We start from the raw sequence: 17755 nt of genomic DNA on the forward strand, positions 1-17755 counted from the left end.
GGCGGCCGTCACAACGGCCGCCTGAAAAAAGATGCCCGTATTATACGCATCTGTGACAGCAGAGGAAACGCCCTGCACGCAGAACGGCGTTTTTTTATTCTGACAGTGCCGCCAGCTCACTGAAGTAGCCGGGGAAGGTTTTTGCCGTACAGCCCGGATCGAGGATCGTGACCGGGGTATCTGACAGTGCCACCAGCGAGAAACACATGGCGATACGGTGATCGTTATAGGTTTCAATTTCCGCATGCTGCAGTTTTGCCGGCGGGGTGACCTGAATGTAATCATGCCCCTCTTCCACCAGTGCGCCGACTTTACGCAGTTCAGCTGCCATTGCGCTGAGACGGTCTGTCTCTTTCACCCGCCAGTTATAGATATTGCGGATAGTGGTTGTCCCTTCGGCGAACAGCGCGGTGGTGGCAATCGTCATCGCCGCATCCGGGATGGCGTTCATGTCCATATCGATGCCGTGCAGGGTATCGCGGGTGCATTCAATATACGTGTCCGCAAACGTCACTTTCGCACCCATTTTTTCCAGCACAGCGGCAAATTGTGTGTCGCCCTGCAGACTGTTACGCCCGATGCCGGTAACCCGCACGGTGCCGCCTTTAATGGCTGCCGCCGCGAGGAAATAGGAGGCAGATGAAGCATCCCCTTCCACCAGGTATTCTCCCGGGGACTGATACTGCTGTTTTCCTTTGATCAGGAAACGCCGGTAATCTTCATTCACCACCGTAATGCCAAAAGAGGACATCATCGCCAGCGTGATATCAATATACGGTTTGGACACCAGTTCACCGCTGATAGTGATTTCTGTGTCATTCTCCGCCGGTGGTGCTGCCATCAGCAGCGCGGTCAGAAACTGGCTGGATACGGAACCATCCACACTGATACGCCCGCCGGTAAAGCCACCGCGGATCCGCAACGGCGGATAACCGTCATTTTCCGGGAAATCAATCTGTGCGCCGCCCTGGCGCAGTGCATCGGTCAGATGACCAATCGGGCGCTCTTTCATACGCGGTTCGCCGGTCAGGGTAATGTCATTATCCCCGAGACACAGTGCCGCAGTCAGCGGGCGCATCGCCGTTCCGGCATTACCGAGGAACAGCTCAATACCTTTAAATCCGCTGATCGGTTTGCCCTGACCTTCCACAATACATTCGGTTTTGTCGTCAGAAAGCTGATAACGGATCCCCAGTTCCCGCAGTGCGCTGAGCATATGGCGGATATCATCGCTGTCGAGCAGGTTGATAAGGCGTGTTGTGCCCGCAGCCTGTGCCGCCAGCAGCAGTGCCCGGTTGGAGACACTCTTGGAGCCGGGCAGGTTAATCGTCCCGTTAATGCGGGCGATCGGTTGTAACGTCAGGGAATCCATACGAAGTTATTCTCCGGTGTGTAAACATAAAAACGAAAAACGGGGCCGGATGCTTACCCGGTCCCGGAAAAATGTCTGCAAAAAATCAGCTGTGGCGGCTTTCAAACTCCGCCATAAATTCGGCCAGTGCGCGCACGCCTTCATACGGCATCGCATTATAAATGGAGGCGCGCATCCCGCCGGCAACTTTGTGCCCTTTCAGGGAAACCAGTCCCTGTGCCTGTGCTTCGGCGAGGAATTTGCTGTCCAGTGACGGGTCAGACATCTGGAACGGCACGTTCATCAGGGAACGGTTGGCCGCCGCCACACGGTTAATATAGAAATCACTGTGATCCACCGCAGAGTAAAGCAGTTGTGCTTTATCATAGTTGATCCGGGCGATTTCCTGTAAACCACCTTGTTCAATCAGCCACTTAAAGACCATACCGGAGAGATACCAGGCAAAGGTCGGCGGGGTGTTGAACATAGAGTCACATTCACTCAGTACGGTATAGTCGAGGATGGACGGGGTTTCTCTGCGCGCTTTGCCCAGCAGATCCTCACGGATAATCACCAGGGTCAGCCCGGCCGGGCCGATATTTTTCTGCGCGCCCGCATAAATCACCCCGAAACGGCTGACATCCAGTGGTTTGGACAGGATGGCAGACGAGTAATCTGCAATCACGATTTTATCGCCGAAATCCGGCTCTTCATGAATGGCAATACCATCAATGGTTTCATTCGGGCAGTAGTGAACATAGGCTGCATCATCACTGAGCTGCCATTCGCTCATCGGCTTCACGCCGATACCGTCTTCCGATTCGGTTCTGACATTAATAATGTTCGGTGTGCAATATTTTTTTGCTTCTTCTGCCGCACATTCCGCCCAGTATCCGCCCACCACATAATCCGCTTTGGTTTTCTCGCCCAGCAGGTTCATCGGCAGTGCGGCAAAATGTCCGCGTGCGCCGCCGTGACAGAACAGCACTTTATAGTTATCCGGCACCGCGAGGATCTGACGCAGATTATTTTCCGCTTCCTTTGCCACCGACATAAACTCTTTACTGCGGTGACTGATTTCCATGACTGAGGTGCCGAGCCCGCGCCAGTTGCACAGTTCCTGCTCAGCACGGCGCAGCACTTCTACCGGCAGCATAGCCGGACCGGCACTAAAGTTATATACCTGACTCATTGACCTCACCCTATCTGTAAATTAATGCTCTGTATATCCATCATATGAATACGCCCTGTCTGTCGGTTTTATCACTCCCCACCCTTCGCTGCAACGCTTATTGCATGATGGGCGGTAAACCCTTTTTGTCGCCCGGCAGAATATCTGACTGCCTCTGACTATCAGATTGGGATATTATATAATGTATTTCCGGGGATTCATGACAGACGGCGGAAATACAGCGGAATAACCCGGTGGTAACTTTACATTCACAAAGGTAGCCGCTGACACGAAAAATCCGTATTATGTGCGCCTTTCTTCCCCGGTATTCCTGAGTCCGCGTGCAGCGGGCCGTTACAGCAATTGTGGATCCCATGACGCAAACACATACTTTTATTCCCGGCAAAGATGCCGCTCTCGAAGATTCCATCAGCCGTTTTCAGCAGAAACTGCAGCAACTGGGTTTCAATATAGAAGAAGCCTCGTGGCTCAACCCGGTGCCGAACGTCTGGTCCGTGCATATCCGTGATACTGACTGCCCGCTCTGCTTTACCAACGGCAAAGGGGCCACTAAAAAAGCCGCGCTGGCCTCCGCCCTGGGCGAGTATTTTGAGCGTCTGTCCACCAACTACTTTTTTGCTGATTTCTGGCTGGGCGAAACCATTGCCAACGGGGAGTTTGTTCACTATCCGGATGAGAAATGGTTCCCGCTGACAGAGGATGACTCACTGCCGGACGGTATTCTCGATCAGTATCTGCGCGATTATTATGATCCGGAAAATGATTTGCAGGGCAGCCAGCTGATTGACCTGCAATCCTCCAATGAGGAGCGCGGTATCTGCGCCCTGCCGTTTACCCGCCAGTCTGACGGCAAAACGGTATATATTCCGATGAATATCGTCGCCAACCTGTATGTGTCCAACGGCATGTCCGCCGGGAACACCCGCAATGAAGCCCGCGTGCAGGGATTATCGGAAGTCTTTGAACGTTATGTGAAAAACCGCATTATTGCTGAGCGCATCAGCTTACCGGCGATCCCGGAAGAGGTGCTGGCGCGTTATCCGCAGGTCACTGAGTCAATCCGCACCCTGGAAAGCGAAGGTTTCCCGATCTTCTGTTTTGATGCCTCTCTCGGCGGTCAGTATCCGGTTATCTGTGTGGTGCTGTTTAACCCGGCCAACGGTACCTGTTTTGCCTCTTTCGGCGCTCATCCTGATTTCGGTGTTGCACTGGAGCGGACTGTCACTGAGCTGTTACAGGGACGCAGCCTGAAAGACCTCGATGTTTTCACTGCACCGACCTTTGATGACGAGGAAGTGGCGGATCAGACCAACCTGGAAACTCACTTTATTGATTCAAGCGGCCTGATCAGCTGGGATCTGTTTAAACAGGATGCGGATTATGATTTCGCTGACTGGCAGTTCCGCGGCACCACCGAAGAAGAATTCACCATACTGATGGCACAGTTCGCGGCATCCGGCCACGAAGTGTATATTGCCGATTATGAGCATCTCGGTGTGTATGCCTGCCGTATCCTGGTGCCGGGCATGTCAGATATCTATCCGGTAGAAGATTTGCATATGGCCAATAACGCCATGGGTATTCATCTGCGTGAAACCATTCTCGCGCTGCCGGAAAGCCGTTACCGTCAGGAAGATTATCTCTCTCTGCTGGCACAGCTGGATGAAGAAGGCCATGACGATTTCACCCGTGTCCGTGAATTGCTGGGCATTGCCGCCGGTAAAGATAACGGCTGGTCCACCCTGCGCATCGGTGAGCTGAAATCCATGCTGGCACTGGCCGGTGGTGATACCGATCAGGCGCTGGCCTGGGTGGAGTGGACACAGGACTTCAACGCCAGTGTTCTCAGTGCCGCACGGGCAAACTATTACCGCTGTCTGCATACCCTGCTGCTGTTAACGCAGGAGCCGGAGCGGGACACAGAACAATACCTGCCGGCGTTTGCCCGTATGTATGGTCAGGAAACCCTGAATGCGGCGCTGGATGCCCTGAACGGCAAAAACTGTTTCTTCGGGTTATGTGCATCAGATAATAATTTAACGGCATTTCCTGCGCATCAGGCACTGCTGGCTGCTTATGAAAAGCTGCAAAAAGCAAAAGCGCATTTTTGGCTAAACGATAAAAATGCGATTTAATCGTCGTAAATAGCAATAAACGTAAATATTAGGTTAATTTGTTCGTTTTAAGTAACACAAAAACGACAAGTTAACCTGATTTTTTACTTTAATTAAATAAAAAACAAAAAATAAAAATATATTACAATTTTTAAAAAATTGTTTTTCCTTTATATACATAAACTTACATTGATTTTTCAACTTTTTTCAGGGTATTTGACGATTCTCTTGAACGCCTTTATGATCCACATCAAGTTTAATTTTTTCACCCTTTGTTACTATCATTGCGTGCTATAATTATTTGGAATCAAGAGACAGTTAGCATTATGAAAACTGACGCACTTTTTAATTTATTATCTCCTGCCGATATGGCACATGTTGCAGACGATGTGGGTGTCTATAAAGCAACGAAAGCCCCTCACATCACATACTTATCTGCATTTATGGCAGGAATATTCATCTCAGTAGGTTTTGTCTTTTATATTACAGCCACCACCGGTACCGCAGGCATAGTGCCTTTTGGTATCGCTAAACTTATCGGTGGTTTATGTTTCTCGCTCGGTCTGATGCTGGTTGTGGTTTGCGGGGCTGACTTATTCACCTCCACCGTATTAACCAGCGTGGCAAAAGCCACCGGGCGTATCACCTGGGGACAGATGTTTGCAAACTGGACCCGCGTGTATTTCGGTAACCTGGTCGGCGCCCTCTTCTTTGTCGCCCTCATCTGGTACGCCGGACAGTATATGGCAGCCGACGGGCTGTGGGGATTAAATATCCTGCAAACAGCGGATCATAAGCTTCATCACACCTTTATTGAAGCCGTCTGTCTCGGGATTCTGGCAAACTTAATGGTTTGTCTGGCGGTATGGATGAGCTACGCAGGCCGTAGTCTGACCGATAAACTTTTAGCTTTAGTCTTACCTATCGGTATGTTTGTTGCCAGCGGATTTGAGCACAGTATCGCCAATATGTTTATGATCCCGATGGGGATTGCGATTAAAAATTTTGCACCTTCTGAATTCTGGACTATGGTTGGTTCGTCGCCTGAACAGTTTCCGTCCCTGACAGTTTCTGATTTCGTGATTAACAACCTGATTCCGGTCACCATCGGCAACATTATTGGTGGTGCAGTTTTAGTAGGTCTGACTTATTGGCTGATTCATTTACGCGGTGACCAGAAGCATTAATCTCTGTTTATCACGACTGAATTTCTAAGTTCCATTGTTAAAAGGTAAAGTATCATGTCAGAATTAAATGAAAAATTCGCTTCAGCATGGCAAGGCTTTAATCTGGGTGACTGGTCACAGGAAGTTAACGTCCGTGACTTTATCCAGAAAAACTACACCCCATATGAAGGCGATGAGTCTTTCTTAGCGGGCGCTACAGAGGCAACAACTGCTCTGTGGGCGAAAGTTATGGAAGGCATCAAAATCGAAAACAGTACCCACGCTCCTATCGATTTTGACACTGATCTGCCGTCTACTATCACTTCTCACGATGCCGGTTACATCGACCAGTCTTTAGAAAAAGTCGTTGGTCTGCAGACTGAAAAACCTCTGAAACGTGCAATGCTGCCGTTCGGTGGTATCCGTATGATCGAAGGTTCATGCAAAGCCTACGGCCGCGAAATGAACCCGGAAATCGAAAAAATCTTCACCGAATACCGTAAAACGCACAACCAGGGTGTGTTCGACGTTTATACTCCGGACATCATCCGCTGCCGTAAATCCGGTGTTCTGACCGGTCTGCCTGACGCATACGGCCGTGGTCGTATCATCGGTGACTACCGTCGTGTTGCACTGTACGGTATCGACTTCCTGATGAAAGACAAATTCGCACAGTTCACTTCTCTGCAGGCTAAATTAGAAAGCGGCGAAGATCTGCGTGAAACTATCCAGCTGCGTGAAGAAATCGCAGAACAGCACCGTGCATTAGGCCAGATGAAAGAAATGGCTGCCAAATACGGTCTGGATATCTCCCGTCCTGCTGCTAACGCTCAGGAAGCTGCACAGTGGACTTACTTCGGCTACCTGGCTGCTGTTAAGTCTCAGAATGGTGCTGCAATGTCCTTCGGCCGTGTTTCCACATTCCTGGACGTTTACATTCAGCGTGACCTGGAACAAGGTAAAATCACCGAAGTTGAAGCTCAGGAAATCGTTGACCACCTGATCATGAAACTGCGTATGGTCCGCTTCCTGCGTACCCCTGAGTATGATGAACTGTTCTCCGGTGACCCAATCTGGGCAACAGAATCACTGGCAGGTATGGGTACCGACGGCCGTACTCTGGTAACCAAAAACAGCTTCCGTTTCCTGAACACCCTGTACACCATGGGTCCTTCACCGGAACCAAACATGACCATCCTGTGGTCTGAAAAACTGCCTCTGAACTTCAAACGTTATGCAGCTAAAGTGTCTATCGATACCTCTTCTGTACAGTATGAGAACGATGACCTGATGCGTCCTGACTTTGATAACGATGACTACGCAATCGCATGCTGCGTGAGCCCGATGGTTGTCGGTAAACAAATGCAGTTCTTCGGTGCCCGTGCAAACATGGCTAAAACCCTGCTGTATGCAATCAACGGCGGTGTTGACGAAAAACTGAAAATCCAGGTTGGTCCTAAACACGAACCAATTCACACAGATGTTCTGGATTATGATGTTGTTATGGCTCGTCTGGATGAATTCATGGACTGGCTGGCAACTAACTATGTGACTGCACTGAACTGCATCCACTATATGCACGACAAGTACAGCTACGAAGCAGCTCTGATGGCTCTGCATGACCGTGACGTATATCGTACTATGGCATGTGGTATCGCAGGTCTGTCTGTTGCAGCTGACTCCCTGTCTGCTATTAAATATGCGAAAGTAAGCCCGATTATTGACGAAAGCGGCCTGGCTGTTGACTTCAAAATCGAAGGCGAATATCCGCAGTTCGGTAACAACGACTCCCGTGTTGATGACATCGCATGTGACATCGTTGAACGTTTCATGAAGAAAATTCAGAAACACCACATGTACCGTAACGCGGTTCCTACACAGTCAATTCTGACCATCACTTCTAACGTTGTGTATGGTAAGAAAACCGGTAACACTCCGGACGGCCGTCGCGCAGGCGCTCCGTTCGGACCAGGTGCTAACCCTATGCACGGCCGTGACCAGAAAGGTGCTGTTGCCTCTCTGACTTCCGTTGCTAAACTGCCGTTTGCTTACGCGAAAGATGGTATTTCTTACACCTTCTCTATCGTACCAAACGCATTAGGTAAAGATGACGATGTTCGTCGTACTAACCTGGCAGGCCTGATGGATGGTTACTTCCACCACGAATCAAGCATCGAAGGTGGTCAGCACCTGAACGTGAACGTAATGAACCGTGAAATGCTGTTAGAAGCAATGGAAAATCCTGAGAAATATCCTCAGTTGACTATCCGTGTTTCAGGCTACGCAGTTCGTTTCAACTCACTGACTAAAGAACAGCAGAAAGACGTTATTACCCGTACATTCACAAAATCCATGTAATTTGTGCGGTAACCATTTGCTGTCTTATTAAAATGACATAAACTAAAAGGCCCCTCTGTTTCGGGGCCTTTATTATAACTGGTCAGTTTTGGAGTAATCCTGTCATGTCAGTATTAGGTCGTATTCACTCATTTGAATCCTGCGGGACCGTTGATGGCCCGGGCATTCGTTTTATCGTCTTTTTCCAGGGCTGTCTGATGCGTTGCCTGTATTGTCATAACCGCGATACATGGGATCTGCATGACGGTCAGGAAGTCACTGTGGACGAGTTAATGAAAGAAGCGGTCACATACCGCCACTTTATGAATGCATCCGGCGGCGGTGTGACAGCATCCGGTGGTGAAGCGATACTGCAGGCTGAGTTCGTGCGTGACTGGTTCCGTGAGTGTAAGAAAGAAGGTATTCACACCTGCCTGGATACCAATGGTTTTGTCCGCCGTTATGACCCGGTCATTGACGAGCTGATGGAAGTAACCGATTTGGTTATGCTGGATTTAAAACAACTCGATGACAGCATCCACCAGAATTTAGTCGGCGTATCCAATCACCGCACATTACAGTTCGCCCGTTATCTCGCTGAACGCAATCAGAAAACCTGGGTACGCTATGTCGTCGTGCCGGGCTGGTCTGATGATGAGCATTCCGCCCACCTTCTCGGTGATTTCACCAAAGATATGAAGAATATCGAGAAGATTGAACTGCTGCCTTACCACGAGTTAGGTAAGCATAAATGGACGGCAATGAATGAAGAATACAAACTTGATGGTGTTAAGCCGCCGTCAAAAGAGACCATGGAAAAAGTGAAATCCATCCTGGAAAGCTATGGTCATAAAGTGATGTATTAAGTTATCTCACTGCTATTTCTGACAGCACACCCCGGTGTGCTGTTTTTATTTGTATCACCCCTGTTCGTTTATCTTTTGTTTTACTTACCGGGCGGCGTCTGAAACCGAAGAAGAATAAAATTTAAGATTTAAAAACCAATAAAATACATCTCCCGGCAGAGCCGGAAATAACTAAATCTGCAACCTAAACAGAAAATATAGTCAGCCTGTAATCTTATTTATACTGTTTCCGGTTGTTTTCTGACACTTTTTTCCTGCCAGTTTTTTATCCTGACCTTTTGGCAACAATGGATAATCAACACATGTACAAGATCTCCGGCTCACCTTCTTTACCCGATTCTGTCAGTCCCCCGGAAATATCATCGCCCCCGCTTTCTTCCGATGCCACAGCCGCATTCCCGGGGCTGATAACAGACCGGCAAACCGTCATTTCACAGACAGGTATCGCTGCAGAGCATCTTGCCCCGCTTCAGGCATTAGCTGAAAAGCAGCAACTGGTGATCAGCTTCCGTCCGGTTGAGGCGACCGCAACCGGCCTTATCAGTGCCGGTTACCCGACCAAAAATTTTAATATCAAAGGGAAAAGTGCCAACTGGGGGCCGATGGCCGGCTTTATTCCGGTTGATCAGTTTTACAGTAAACTGTGCGGACAGAAACATAAGACTGAACTGATGAACAGGAAAGTCGCAGAATGCCTGCGGGATGGGCATGCTATCGCAGATAATCTGCAAATAACCGGTTCGCGTATAAACGAACTGGTTGATATGGGATTACTTACCCGCCATCAGCCGGATAAAAACGGATTTATCACACTCGAAAGCAAGTCGCCTCATGGTCATCTGCATTTATTCACCGCGAAACCGGCTGAAAATGATTTATATGCTATCTATGTGCAGAAAGATGATACACCGGTACGTGTTCTCTGTTCCCCGCAGCTGAATAAACCACTGACCGCTGACTATGACCTGATGATTGTGGCTCCCCGTACGGAAGATTTCGGCAGTCAGGATATTCCGCATAACCCGGATGTCAGCGCAGACGCATTTGCGGAGAAACGGCCTTATCTGCTGCGCCGCGGGTCGACAAAAGAGATTATCCGCCGTGAATTACTGGAGAGGGAAGATCCTCATTTTGGTAATAACACCCCGAGAATCACCGCGCTGATCCTACAGATTAATGCGGTTCTGTTTCGCGGGGAAGGCAGAGAAGTCGTGCATCACAGTATGGATGCCACTAACCCTTTTTCTGAGATGGGGGCCAATTTCCCTGCCACCTTTTTCCTGCCGGAGCCGCTGGACGGATTACCGCAAATGCTGCTGGCAAACGATATTGAGGGTTTGCGGACAGTGGTCCATACGCTGGAATGTCATGGCTTTATGGTACCCCATAACCCGCTGTGGAGTGATGAGATCCCGTCACTGCGCCGGGAAAGCTTTGAAGCTACCAGAAAACTGTTTAATACCCTGTAATGGTTCAGGGATATAAAAAATCCCGCTGATTTTCACCGGCGGGGTTTTTATCAGATCAGTGACAACTGACCGGCAATCAGCCGATATGTGTCAGACCTTTCATATACGGACGTAATACTTCCGGAATTTCGATACGACCATCAGCCTGCTGATAGTTTTCCATGATAGCGACAAGGGTACGGCCGACAGCCAGACCGGAGCCGTTCAGGGTATGAACCAGCTGTGGTTTTTTATCATCTTTACCACGGAAGCGAGCCTGCATACGGCGCGCCTGGAAATCCCAGCAGTTAGAGCAGGATGAGATTTCACGGTAGGTGTTCTGCGCCGGAACCCAGACTTCGAGGTCATAGGTTTTACGGGAACCGAAGCCCATATCGCCGGTGCACAGCAGCACTTTACGGTATGGCAGGTTCAGCAGCTGTAATACTTTCTCAGCGTGGCCGGTCAGTTCTTCCAGAGCTTCCATGGATTTTTCCGGATGCACAATCTGAACCAGCTCAACCTTGTCAAACTGGTGCATACGAATCAGACCACGGGTATCACGGCCATACGAACCCGCTTCGGAACGGAAGCACGGTGTATGAGCGGTCATACGCAGCGGCAGATCAGCTTCATCCAGAATTTCGTCACGGACCAAGTTGGTGACAGGCACTTCGGCTGTCGGGATCAGCGCATAGCTGCTGGTTTCCGCTTCTTCTTCCAGTGGTTTGGTATGGAACAGGTCACCGGCAAATTTCGGTAACTGACCGGTACCGTACAGCGTATCGTGGTTAACCAGATACGGTACATAGATTTCCTGATAGCCGTGCTGTTCTGTGTGCAGATCCAGCATGAACTGTGCGATAGCGCGATGCAGGCGGGCAATCTGGCCTTTCATCACGACAAAACGCGCACCGGTCAGTTTGACGGCAGCCGGGAAATCCAGGCCATCAGTCATTTCGCCCAGTGAAACGTGATCGCGCACTTCGAAATCATACTGCTTAGGTGTGCCCCAGCGGCTGACTTCAGGGTTATCGCTGTCATCTTTACCAAACGGCACTTCGTCTGCCGGAAGGTTAGGAATATTCAGAGCAATGGTGCGTAACTCGGCCTGCACTTCATCCAGCGCAGATTTGGCAGCATCCAGTTTATCCCCTAACAGGTTCACTTCACGGCGCACTGCTTCAATGTCTTCACCGCGGGCTTTCGCTTCACCAATGGACTTCGATCGGGAGTTGCGTTCAGCCTGCAGAGTTTCAGTTTCAACTTGTAAAACCTTGCGGCGCTCTTCGAGAGTGCGCAGCGTGTCCACATCCAGGGTAAAACCCCTGCGAGCCAGTTTTTCGGCAACCGCGTCCAGCTCATTACGCAGTAAATTTGGATCGAGCATGCTATTCCTGTGCTTGTTGTTATAACGTGAGTGTCAGTAACGGAGATGCAACCGGCGAAAAGTGTTTTCCTGCTTTCCGGCAGTGCGGCTGTTATTAACGCAACTGTGAAACGTCTTAATCCGCCCGGAAACCCGCACTGTATGCAGGATGAACATTCTGAGTGTTTTAAGCCATTTACCTATTCTTACATTTCACACCTTACCGCAACAGCGGCATTAACGGTAGCGTTTTATCGGGCTATTTTGATCCTGCTCAGCAAGCCAGGCGAGTTTCTCGCCGATTTTTCCTTCCATGCCCCGGTTTGCCGGAAAATAGTAACGGGTATCACGCATTTCAGGCGGAAAATAGACTTCTCCGGCAGCATACGCATTCGTTTCGTCATGGGCGTAACGGTACTCTTTGCCGAGCCCCATTTCTTTCATCAGTTTGGTCGGCGCGTTGCGCAGATGCTCCGGCACGTCATAATCCCGCCCTTCTTTTGCGTCACGCATCGCCGCTTTGAAGGCGGTGTAAACGGCGTTACTTTTCGGTGCACAGGCGAGATAAACAATCGCCTGGGCAATCGCCCGCTCACCTTCCGCCGGTCCCACACGGGTAAAGCAGTCCCATGCTGAAATGGCGACCTGCATGGCGCGCGGATCCGCATTACCGACATCTTCTGATGCAATCGCCAGCAGACGACGCGCCACATAGAGCGGATCCCCGCCTGCGGTGATAATCCGGGCATACCAGTAGAGTGCGGCATCCGGTGCCGAGCCGCGCACTGACTTGTGCAGCGCGGAAATCAGGTCGTAGTAGCGGTCGCCTTTGTTATCAAAGCGGGCGCTGCGTTCCCCGCTGACTTCCTTCAGCAGTTCTGTGGTCAGAACACGTTTGCCGTCAGCACCGGTTTCGGCCATATCCGCCATCATTTCCAGCACATTCAGCGAACGGCGGGCATCACCGGCGACCAGTTCGGCCAGCAGTTTACGGGTCTCATCCTGCAGGACGATATTTTGTCCGCCCAGTCCGCGCTCAGAATCATTCAGCGCCTGAATCAGAACCGCTTCGATATCTTCCGGTGACAGGGATTTGAGCAGATAAACACGGGCGCGGGATAACAGTGCGGAGTTGAGTTCAAATGACGGGTTTTCGGTGGTGGCACCGATAAAGGTGACTGTACCATCCTCAATATGCGGCAGAAATGCATCCTGCTGGCTTTTATTGAAGCGGTGTACCTCATCCACAAACAGAATGGTGCGGCGCCCCAGATTACGGTTCTGACGCGCCCGCTCGATAGCTTCGCGGATCTCTTTTACCCCGGAGGTCACAGCGGACAGGCGTTCGATATCCGCATCCGCATAGTGGCCGATCACTTCCGCCAGGGTGGTTTTCCCGGTGCCCGGCGGTCCCCACAGAATCATGGAGTGGAGCTGTCCGGCGCGGATAGCCCGCGGCAGCGGTTTGCCCTCTGCCAGCAGGTGAGTCTGTCCGATATACTGTTCCAGTGTCCCCGGCCGCATTCTGGCGGCCAGAGGCTGGTAATCGTTTTGCGAAAAATCGAGAGAAAAGTTAGTCACTGACGCCTCATTGACGCTGATCGTCCAGCGTAACCCCCTTCGGCGGTGTAAAGGTGAATTTGCTCATATTCACATCAGTACTCTGCTGCCCTTTGAGCTGATAGCTGCTTTTCTGGCCATCCTGCTCAACGGCGGCAAACTGCTGAATAATACCGTCCGGAGTTACAGTGATAGTAAATAATTTCAGATTGCCGTCGCTGGTTTTCGGTTTCAGCTCAAAGCTGTCGCCTCGCTGGCTCACCATGTACTGCTGCCAGTCAGCCGGGTCGTTACGCGTGATCAGCATAAACGGGGTATTTTGTGTGGCATCTTTCAGCCAGGTGGCAGTAACCTGCTCAACAAACGGGTTATAGAACCACAGTGTTTTGCCGTCAGAGACCAGCACACTTTCATCCGGCGCGCTCATCTGCCAGTTGAACAGGTTCGGGCGTTTCACCCATAAATCCCCTGTTCCTTCCTGAACCAGTGCGCCGTCAGCATCAGTGACGGTCTGTGCGAAATTCGCATGGAAACTGTTCACTTTTCCCAGACGTGACTGAAGGTCACTGCGGGTATCTGCGTGTGCTGCACTGACTGCGACACCTGCCAGAAGGCAGGCTGTGATAAACACCTTTTTCATGTATGCATTCCTGATGATGCGTTCGGATAAATCAGACGCCGCCTTTGCAGGCAGCGGCGTCATTAAAAGTTATTTGAGGACGGAGCCAGTACTTCGCGGTTACCGTTATGGCCCGGTTCACTGACAATGCCCTGTTCTTCCATTTCTTCCACGATCCGCGCCGCCCGGTTATAACCGATGCGGAACTGACGCTGAACACCGGAAATGGAGACCCGCTGTTTTTCTGTGACGAATTGTACCGCCTGATCGAACAACGGATCCAGATCTTCCCCGCTGACAGAACTGCCGCCTTCTCCGTCATCGCCACCACGGGTGATATTATCGATATATTCCGGACGACCACGGGCTTTCCAGTCATTCACCACATCATGCACTTCCTGGTCACGGACAAACGCGCCGTGAACACGCAGCGGCGCATTGGCACCCTGCGGCAGATAGAGCATGTCCCCGTTACCCAGCAGAGATTCCGCGCCGCCCTGGTCGAGGATGGTTCGTGAGTCAATCTTACTGGATACGGTAAAGGCAATACGGGTCGGGATGTTAGCTTTAATCAGACCGGTGATAACATCCACTGACGGACGCTGTGTCGCCAGTACGAGGTGGATCCCCGCTGCACGGGCTTTCTGTGCCAGACGGGCGATGTGTTCTTCCACTTTTTTACCGGCGGTCATCATCAGGTCAGCAAATTCGTCCACCATGACCACAATATACGGCTCTTTTTTCAGAACCGGATGCGTCATTTCCATGCTGTCTGTCGGTTTCCAGAACGGATCCGGAATCGGCCGTCCCATGGATTCCGCCATCAGGATTTTTTCGTTATAGCCCGCGAGGTTACGCACCCCGAGAGCAGACATCAGTTTATAGCGCCGTTCCATTTCCGCCACACACCAACCGAGAGCATTGGCGGCGTCTTTCATGTCGGTCACCACCTGGGTCAGCAGGTGCGGAATACCTTCATAAACAGAGAGTTCCAGCATTTTCGGGTCGATCATGATAAAGCGGACTTCTTCCGGTTTCGCTTTATACAGGATGCTGATAATCATGGCGTTTACGCCGACCGATTTACCGGAGCCCGTTGTACCGGCGACCAGCAGGTGCGGCATTTTACCCAGATCCGCCACCACCGGCTGACCGGAGATATCTTTCCCCAGCACCACAGAGAGCGGTGATGGTGTATCGCGGAATTCATCGCAGTCCAGCACTTCGCGCAGATAGACGGTCTGACGTTTTTCATTCGGCAGTTCCAGCCCCACATACGGCTTGCCCGGGATAACTTCCACCACACGCACCGCTACAGTCGAGAGTGAACGCGCCAGGTCGCGGGACAGGTTGGAAATACGCGAGGCTTTCACGCCCGGTGCCAGATCCAGCTCAAAGCGGGTGATCACCGGACCCGGTTCATAACCGACCACACGGGCTTTGATGCGGAAGTCATTGAGCCGCGCCTCAATCAGACGGGCTGTCTGCTCCATCGCAAATTCATCCACCGGCTCAATGGTACCCGGCGGTGAAGCCAGCAGATCCAGAGACGGCATCGGGGTGGTTGATTTCGGCAGCGGCTGGTCATTGCGGACCAGGAACGGATGGAACAGGCTCTCTTCCATCTGTTTTTGTAACTGTGCTTCCTGTGACGTTACCGGTGCCGCATTCTGCTGTGGTGCGGCATAAACCGGAGCCGGTTCTGCCGCAGGGGCGGTGACCGGTGTCGGGATAAACAGCGGCACTGCCGGTTCCGGATCCACCAGATCCTCCACCGGAGAGAAGGCTTTCAGTTCGGCCAGATCAGATAAAATAGCGTCAGCCTGCCCGCTGTAGCGCTGTTGCTGCATCTGCATAAACTGCGCCTGAAGACGCTGAGCTTCCTGCTCATCTTCATCGTCTTCTTCTGCCGCCGGGTGAACATCCGCTACCGGCGGTGCGGATGCAAAGGAGTGATGGCTGACCGGTGCCTGATAGGCAGATGCAGCCGAGATAAAGGCGGAGGATGTACCGGTGGTAATTTCCGGTTCAGTTACTGCCTGCACCGGCTCTGCTGCCGGAGACATGTCCGTCTCATCATCACCGTAGCGGTTACGCTGCTGCGTCATAAACTCATCACGCAGACGCGCCTGTAATACGTCATCTTCATCCGGCTCAGTCTGTGCGGCCTGATGTTCCGGCTGATGCAGTTGTGCAAATTCATCCTGCTCACGGCGCAGACGTTCAAGTTCCGCGTCACGCTGAGACGGAATGCGGATGCCGTAAAGCTCGCGCCGGGTCGGGAGGCGCACCGGATTCGGACGCGGCAGTTCCGGGCCGAGACCCTGTTTGACCTGCACCGTACCGAAAGCCGCCGCTGCGGTTGCCGCCGCCGCAGAGCTCAGATGTGCGCTGCCGTTATCACCGGTATCCGGCACATCAGGCAGGTCGAACGTAAAGACCGGTTCTGTACGGCCGCTTCCCGCAAACGGGTTTTCCCATTGCGGTGCTGCCGGTTCAGGCTGAATATCCGGCACATTGATCGGGGCATTCAGGTCAACGGTTGTCCGGTAAGCATCCGGGACATCAAAACGGTAGTGTTCAGGTTCATCCGCAGCCGGTGCGGTGTGTTCCTGTGCAGCCGGTTCCTGTGCATGCACAACAGGCACCTCAGGTTCAGCGGCGGTTTCCGGATATGCTGAGAGATTCTGTACCGGGGTCAGCAGCGGGTCGCTGTTATCCGCCGGGTCCTCATAATGTGCCTGATGGGCCAGTTCCGCCGCATTTGGTGCGGAAAACAGCACATCGTCCGCATCATCGTATTCACGATACTGTACGGTCTGAGTCTGTGCCTCGCTGTCAGGCGCAACGGCGGTCAGAGCTGCGGCAGCCGCCGCTGTCTGCGGTATGCTGTTGTGCTCTGCCTGCTCATCCGTTTCCTCATCGTCGTAGTATTCCTCATCGTCGTCATATTCACGATCGTCGTAATACTGATCGTCATAACGGTCACGGGAGTGATTGGTGATAAAGGTAATCGGCGAAAGCACGGCCGCGCCGGTTTTTTCGGCGATGGTGATCCACGACCAGCCGGTCAGCAGCATCAGACCGATAGCCCAGAGACTGAGCAGCGCGAGTGTCGCGCCGAGGGCATTAAACCACGGCATCAGCGCAGAGCTGAATAAACTGCCGATCACCCCGCCTGCCGCGAAGTTCTGCATATCATCCACATTCAGGGATGCCAGGGCACAGGATGAGAGAATGAGTGTCAGCCCCCCGATGATACGCATCGAGAGTGAGAAAAAGTCCACGTAATCTTTATTTTCATTACTGCGGAAGGCCGACCAGCACCCCAGAATCATCAGCGGGGGTACGGTGTAAGCCAGTATGCCAAAGGCGGAAAAGAGAATATCCGCAAACCAGGCCCCGATACTGCCGGCCAGATTCTTCACCGGCTCATGCCAGGTGGTCTGGGACCAGCTCGGGTCTGACGGATTAAACGATAAGAGAGCAACCAGCAGAAAGACGGCGCACAACCCGATCACAATAAGGACGGCTTCCAGCAACCGGCGGCCGCTGCTGATTTTTCTGAATTTGATGTGTTTGTCTTCTGTATATTCCTGGCTCATGTCATTTCCTGACGCAACGTCCGGTTTTTTCCTGTCAGTAAAACGGAACAACGCTGAGGGTAGCTCAGCGTTGAAACTGTATGCATAAACAGGAGTGTAACTGATTTATCCCGTTTTGCACATGACGC

At 51.7% G+C, this 17755-nt stretch carries 11 protein-coding genes; 5 read left to right on the top strand and 6 right to left on the bottom strand.

The annotated features are described in order from the left end of the window. Positions 1-94: 94 nt before the first annotated feature. Complete coding sequence (gene aroA / locus HMPREF3119_RS16200; RefSeq protein WP_036417001.1) at positions 95-1372, bottom strand: 3-phosphoshikimate 1-carboxyvinyltransferase; 1278 nt, start codon at positions 1370-1372, stop codon at positions 95-97. Between the two features lie 85 nt (positions 1373-1457). Beyond that, positions 1458-2543, bottom strand: coding sequence for a 3-phosphoserine/phosphohydroxythreonine transaminase (gene serC / locus HMPREF3119_RS16205; protein WP_036414234.1), 1086 nt, complete (start codon positions 2541-2543; stop codon positions 1458-1460). 353 nt (positions 2544-2896) lie between these two features. On the opposite strand from serC, the gene ycaO reads away from it, so the two are divergent. The 5 genes from ycaO (at position 2897) to HMPREF3119_RS16230 (ending at position 10495) form a co-directional block, all read left to right on the top strand. Next, the gene (gene ycaO / locus HMPREF3119_RS16210) at positions 2897-4678 is read left to right on the top strand and encodes a 30S ribosomal protein S12 methylthiotransferase accessory factor YcaO (protein ID WP_036415785.1); all 1782 of its coding nucleotides are present in this window, start codon (positions 2897-2899) and stop codon (positions 4676-4678) included. A gap of 305 nt (positions 4679-4983) precedes the next feature. After that, positions 4984-5844 carry a formate transporter FocA gene (gene focA / locus HMPREF3119_RS16215; protein ID WP_004235816.1) on the top strand — a complete coding sequence of 287 codons (861 nt, stop codon included), beginning with the start codon at positions 4984-4986 and terminating at the stop codon, positions 5842-5844. A 54-nt stretch (positions 5845-5898) separates the two neighbouring features. Next, positions 5899-8181 (top strand): formate C-acetyltransferase, encoded by a 2283-nt coding sequence (gene pflB / locus HMPREF3119_RS16220; RefSeq protein WP_004235815.1) that lies wholly within the window; start codon positions 5899-5901, stop codon positions 8179-8181. 104 nt (positions 8182-8285) lie between these two features. After that, positions 8286-9026, top strand: a complete 741-nt coding sequence (pflA, locus tag HMPREF3119_RS16225) for a pyruvate formate lyase 1-activating protein (RefSeq protein WP_004235814.1) — start codon at positions 8286-8288, stop codon at positions 9024-9026. A gap of 302 nt (positions 9027-9328) precedes the next feature. Further along, on the top strand, positions 9329-10495 hold the full coding sequence (locus HMPREF3119_RS16230) for a CyaA/EF/ExoY family adenylyl cyclase toxin (RefSeq protein ID WP_246829296.1): 1167 nt from the start codon (positions 9329-9331) through the stop codon (positions 10493-10495). Between the two features lie 76 nt (positions 10496-10571). On the opposite strand, the gene serS is transcribed toward HMPREF3119_RS16230, so the two are convergent. From serS to HMPREF3119_RS16250, 4 genes are all read right to left on the bottom strand, one after another. After that, the gene (gene serS, locus HMPREF3119_RS16235; RefSeq protein WP_004235811.1) at positions 10572-11864 is read right to left on the bottom strand and encodes a serine--tRNA ligase; all 1293 of its coding nucleotides are present in this window, start codon (positions 11862-11864) and stop codon (positions 10572-10574) included. Between the two features lie 216 nt (positions 11865-12080). Then, positions 12081-13424, bottom strand: coding sequence for a replication-associated recombination protein A (locus HMPREF3119_RS16240; RefSeq protein ID WP_070580315.1), 1344 nt, complete (start codon positions 13422-13424; stop codon positions 12081-12083). 7 nt (positions 13425-13431) lie between these two features. Continuing rightward, positions 13432-14043 (bottom strand): outer membrane lipoprotein periplasmic chaperone LolA, encoded by a 612-nt coding sequence (gene lolA, locus HMPREF3119_RS16245; RefSeq protein ID WP_015422573.1) that lies wholly within the window; start codon positions 14041-14043, stop codon positions 13432-13434. Positions 14044-14105: 62 nt separating this feature from the next. After that, positions 14106-17627: a DNA translocase FtsK 4TM domain-containing protein gene (locus tag HMPREF3119_RS16250; protein ID WP_070580317.1), complete on the bottom strand. Its 3522-nt coding sequence runs from the start codon at positions 17625-17627 to the stop codon at positions 14106-14108. Positions 17628-17755 lie beyond the last annotated feature (128 nt).

Source organism: Morganella sp. HMSC11D09 (genome assembly GCF_001807955.1).
GTDB classification, from domain to species: domain Bacteria; phylum Pseudomonadota; class Gammaproteobacteria; order Enterobacterales; family Enterobacteriaceae; genus Morganella; species Morganella morganii.

Bases quoted from the DNA above. Each gene is read 5' to 3' on its own strand.
- serS (WP_004235811.1), bottom strand. From the start codon at position 11,864: ATGCTCGATCCAAATTTACTGCGTAATGAGCTGGACGCGGTTGCCGAA.
- HMPREF3119_RS16230 (WP_246829296.1), top strand. From the start codon at position 9,329: ATGTACAAGATCTCCGGCTCACCTTCTTTACCCGATTCTGTCAGTCCC.
- pflB (WP_004235815.1), top strand. From the start codon at position 5,899: ATGTCAGAATTAAATGAAAAATTCGCTTCAGCATGGCAAGGCTTTAAT.
- aroA (WP_036417001.1), bottom strand. From the start codon at position 1,372: ATGGATTCCCTGACGTTACAACCGATCGCCCGCATTAACGGGACGATT.
- pflA (WP_004235814.1), top strand. From the start codon at position 8,286: ATGTCAGTATTAGGTCGTATTCACTCATTTGAATCCTGCGGGACCGTT.
- lolA (WP_015422573.1), bottom strand. From the start codon at position 14,043: ATGAAAAAGGTGTTTATCACAGCCTGCCTTCTGGCAGGTGTCGCAGTC.
- focA (WP_004235816.1), top strand. From the start codon at position 4,984: ATGAAAACTGACGCACTTTTTAATTTATTATCTCCTGCCGATATGGCA.
- HMPREF3119_RS16250 (WP_070580317.1), bottom strand. From the start codon at position 17,627: ATGAGCCAGGAATATACAGAAGACAAACACATCAAATTCAGAAAAATC.
- ycaO (WP_036415785.1), top strand. From the start codon at position 2,897: ATGACGCAAACACATACTTTTATTCCCGGCAAAGATGCCGCTCTCGAA.
- serC (WP_036414234.1), bottom strand. From the start codon at position 2,543: ATGAGTCAGGTATATAACTTTAGTGCCGGTCCGGCTATGCTGCCGGTA.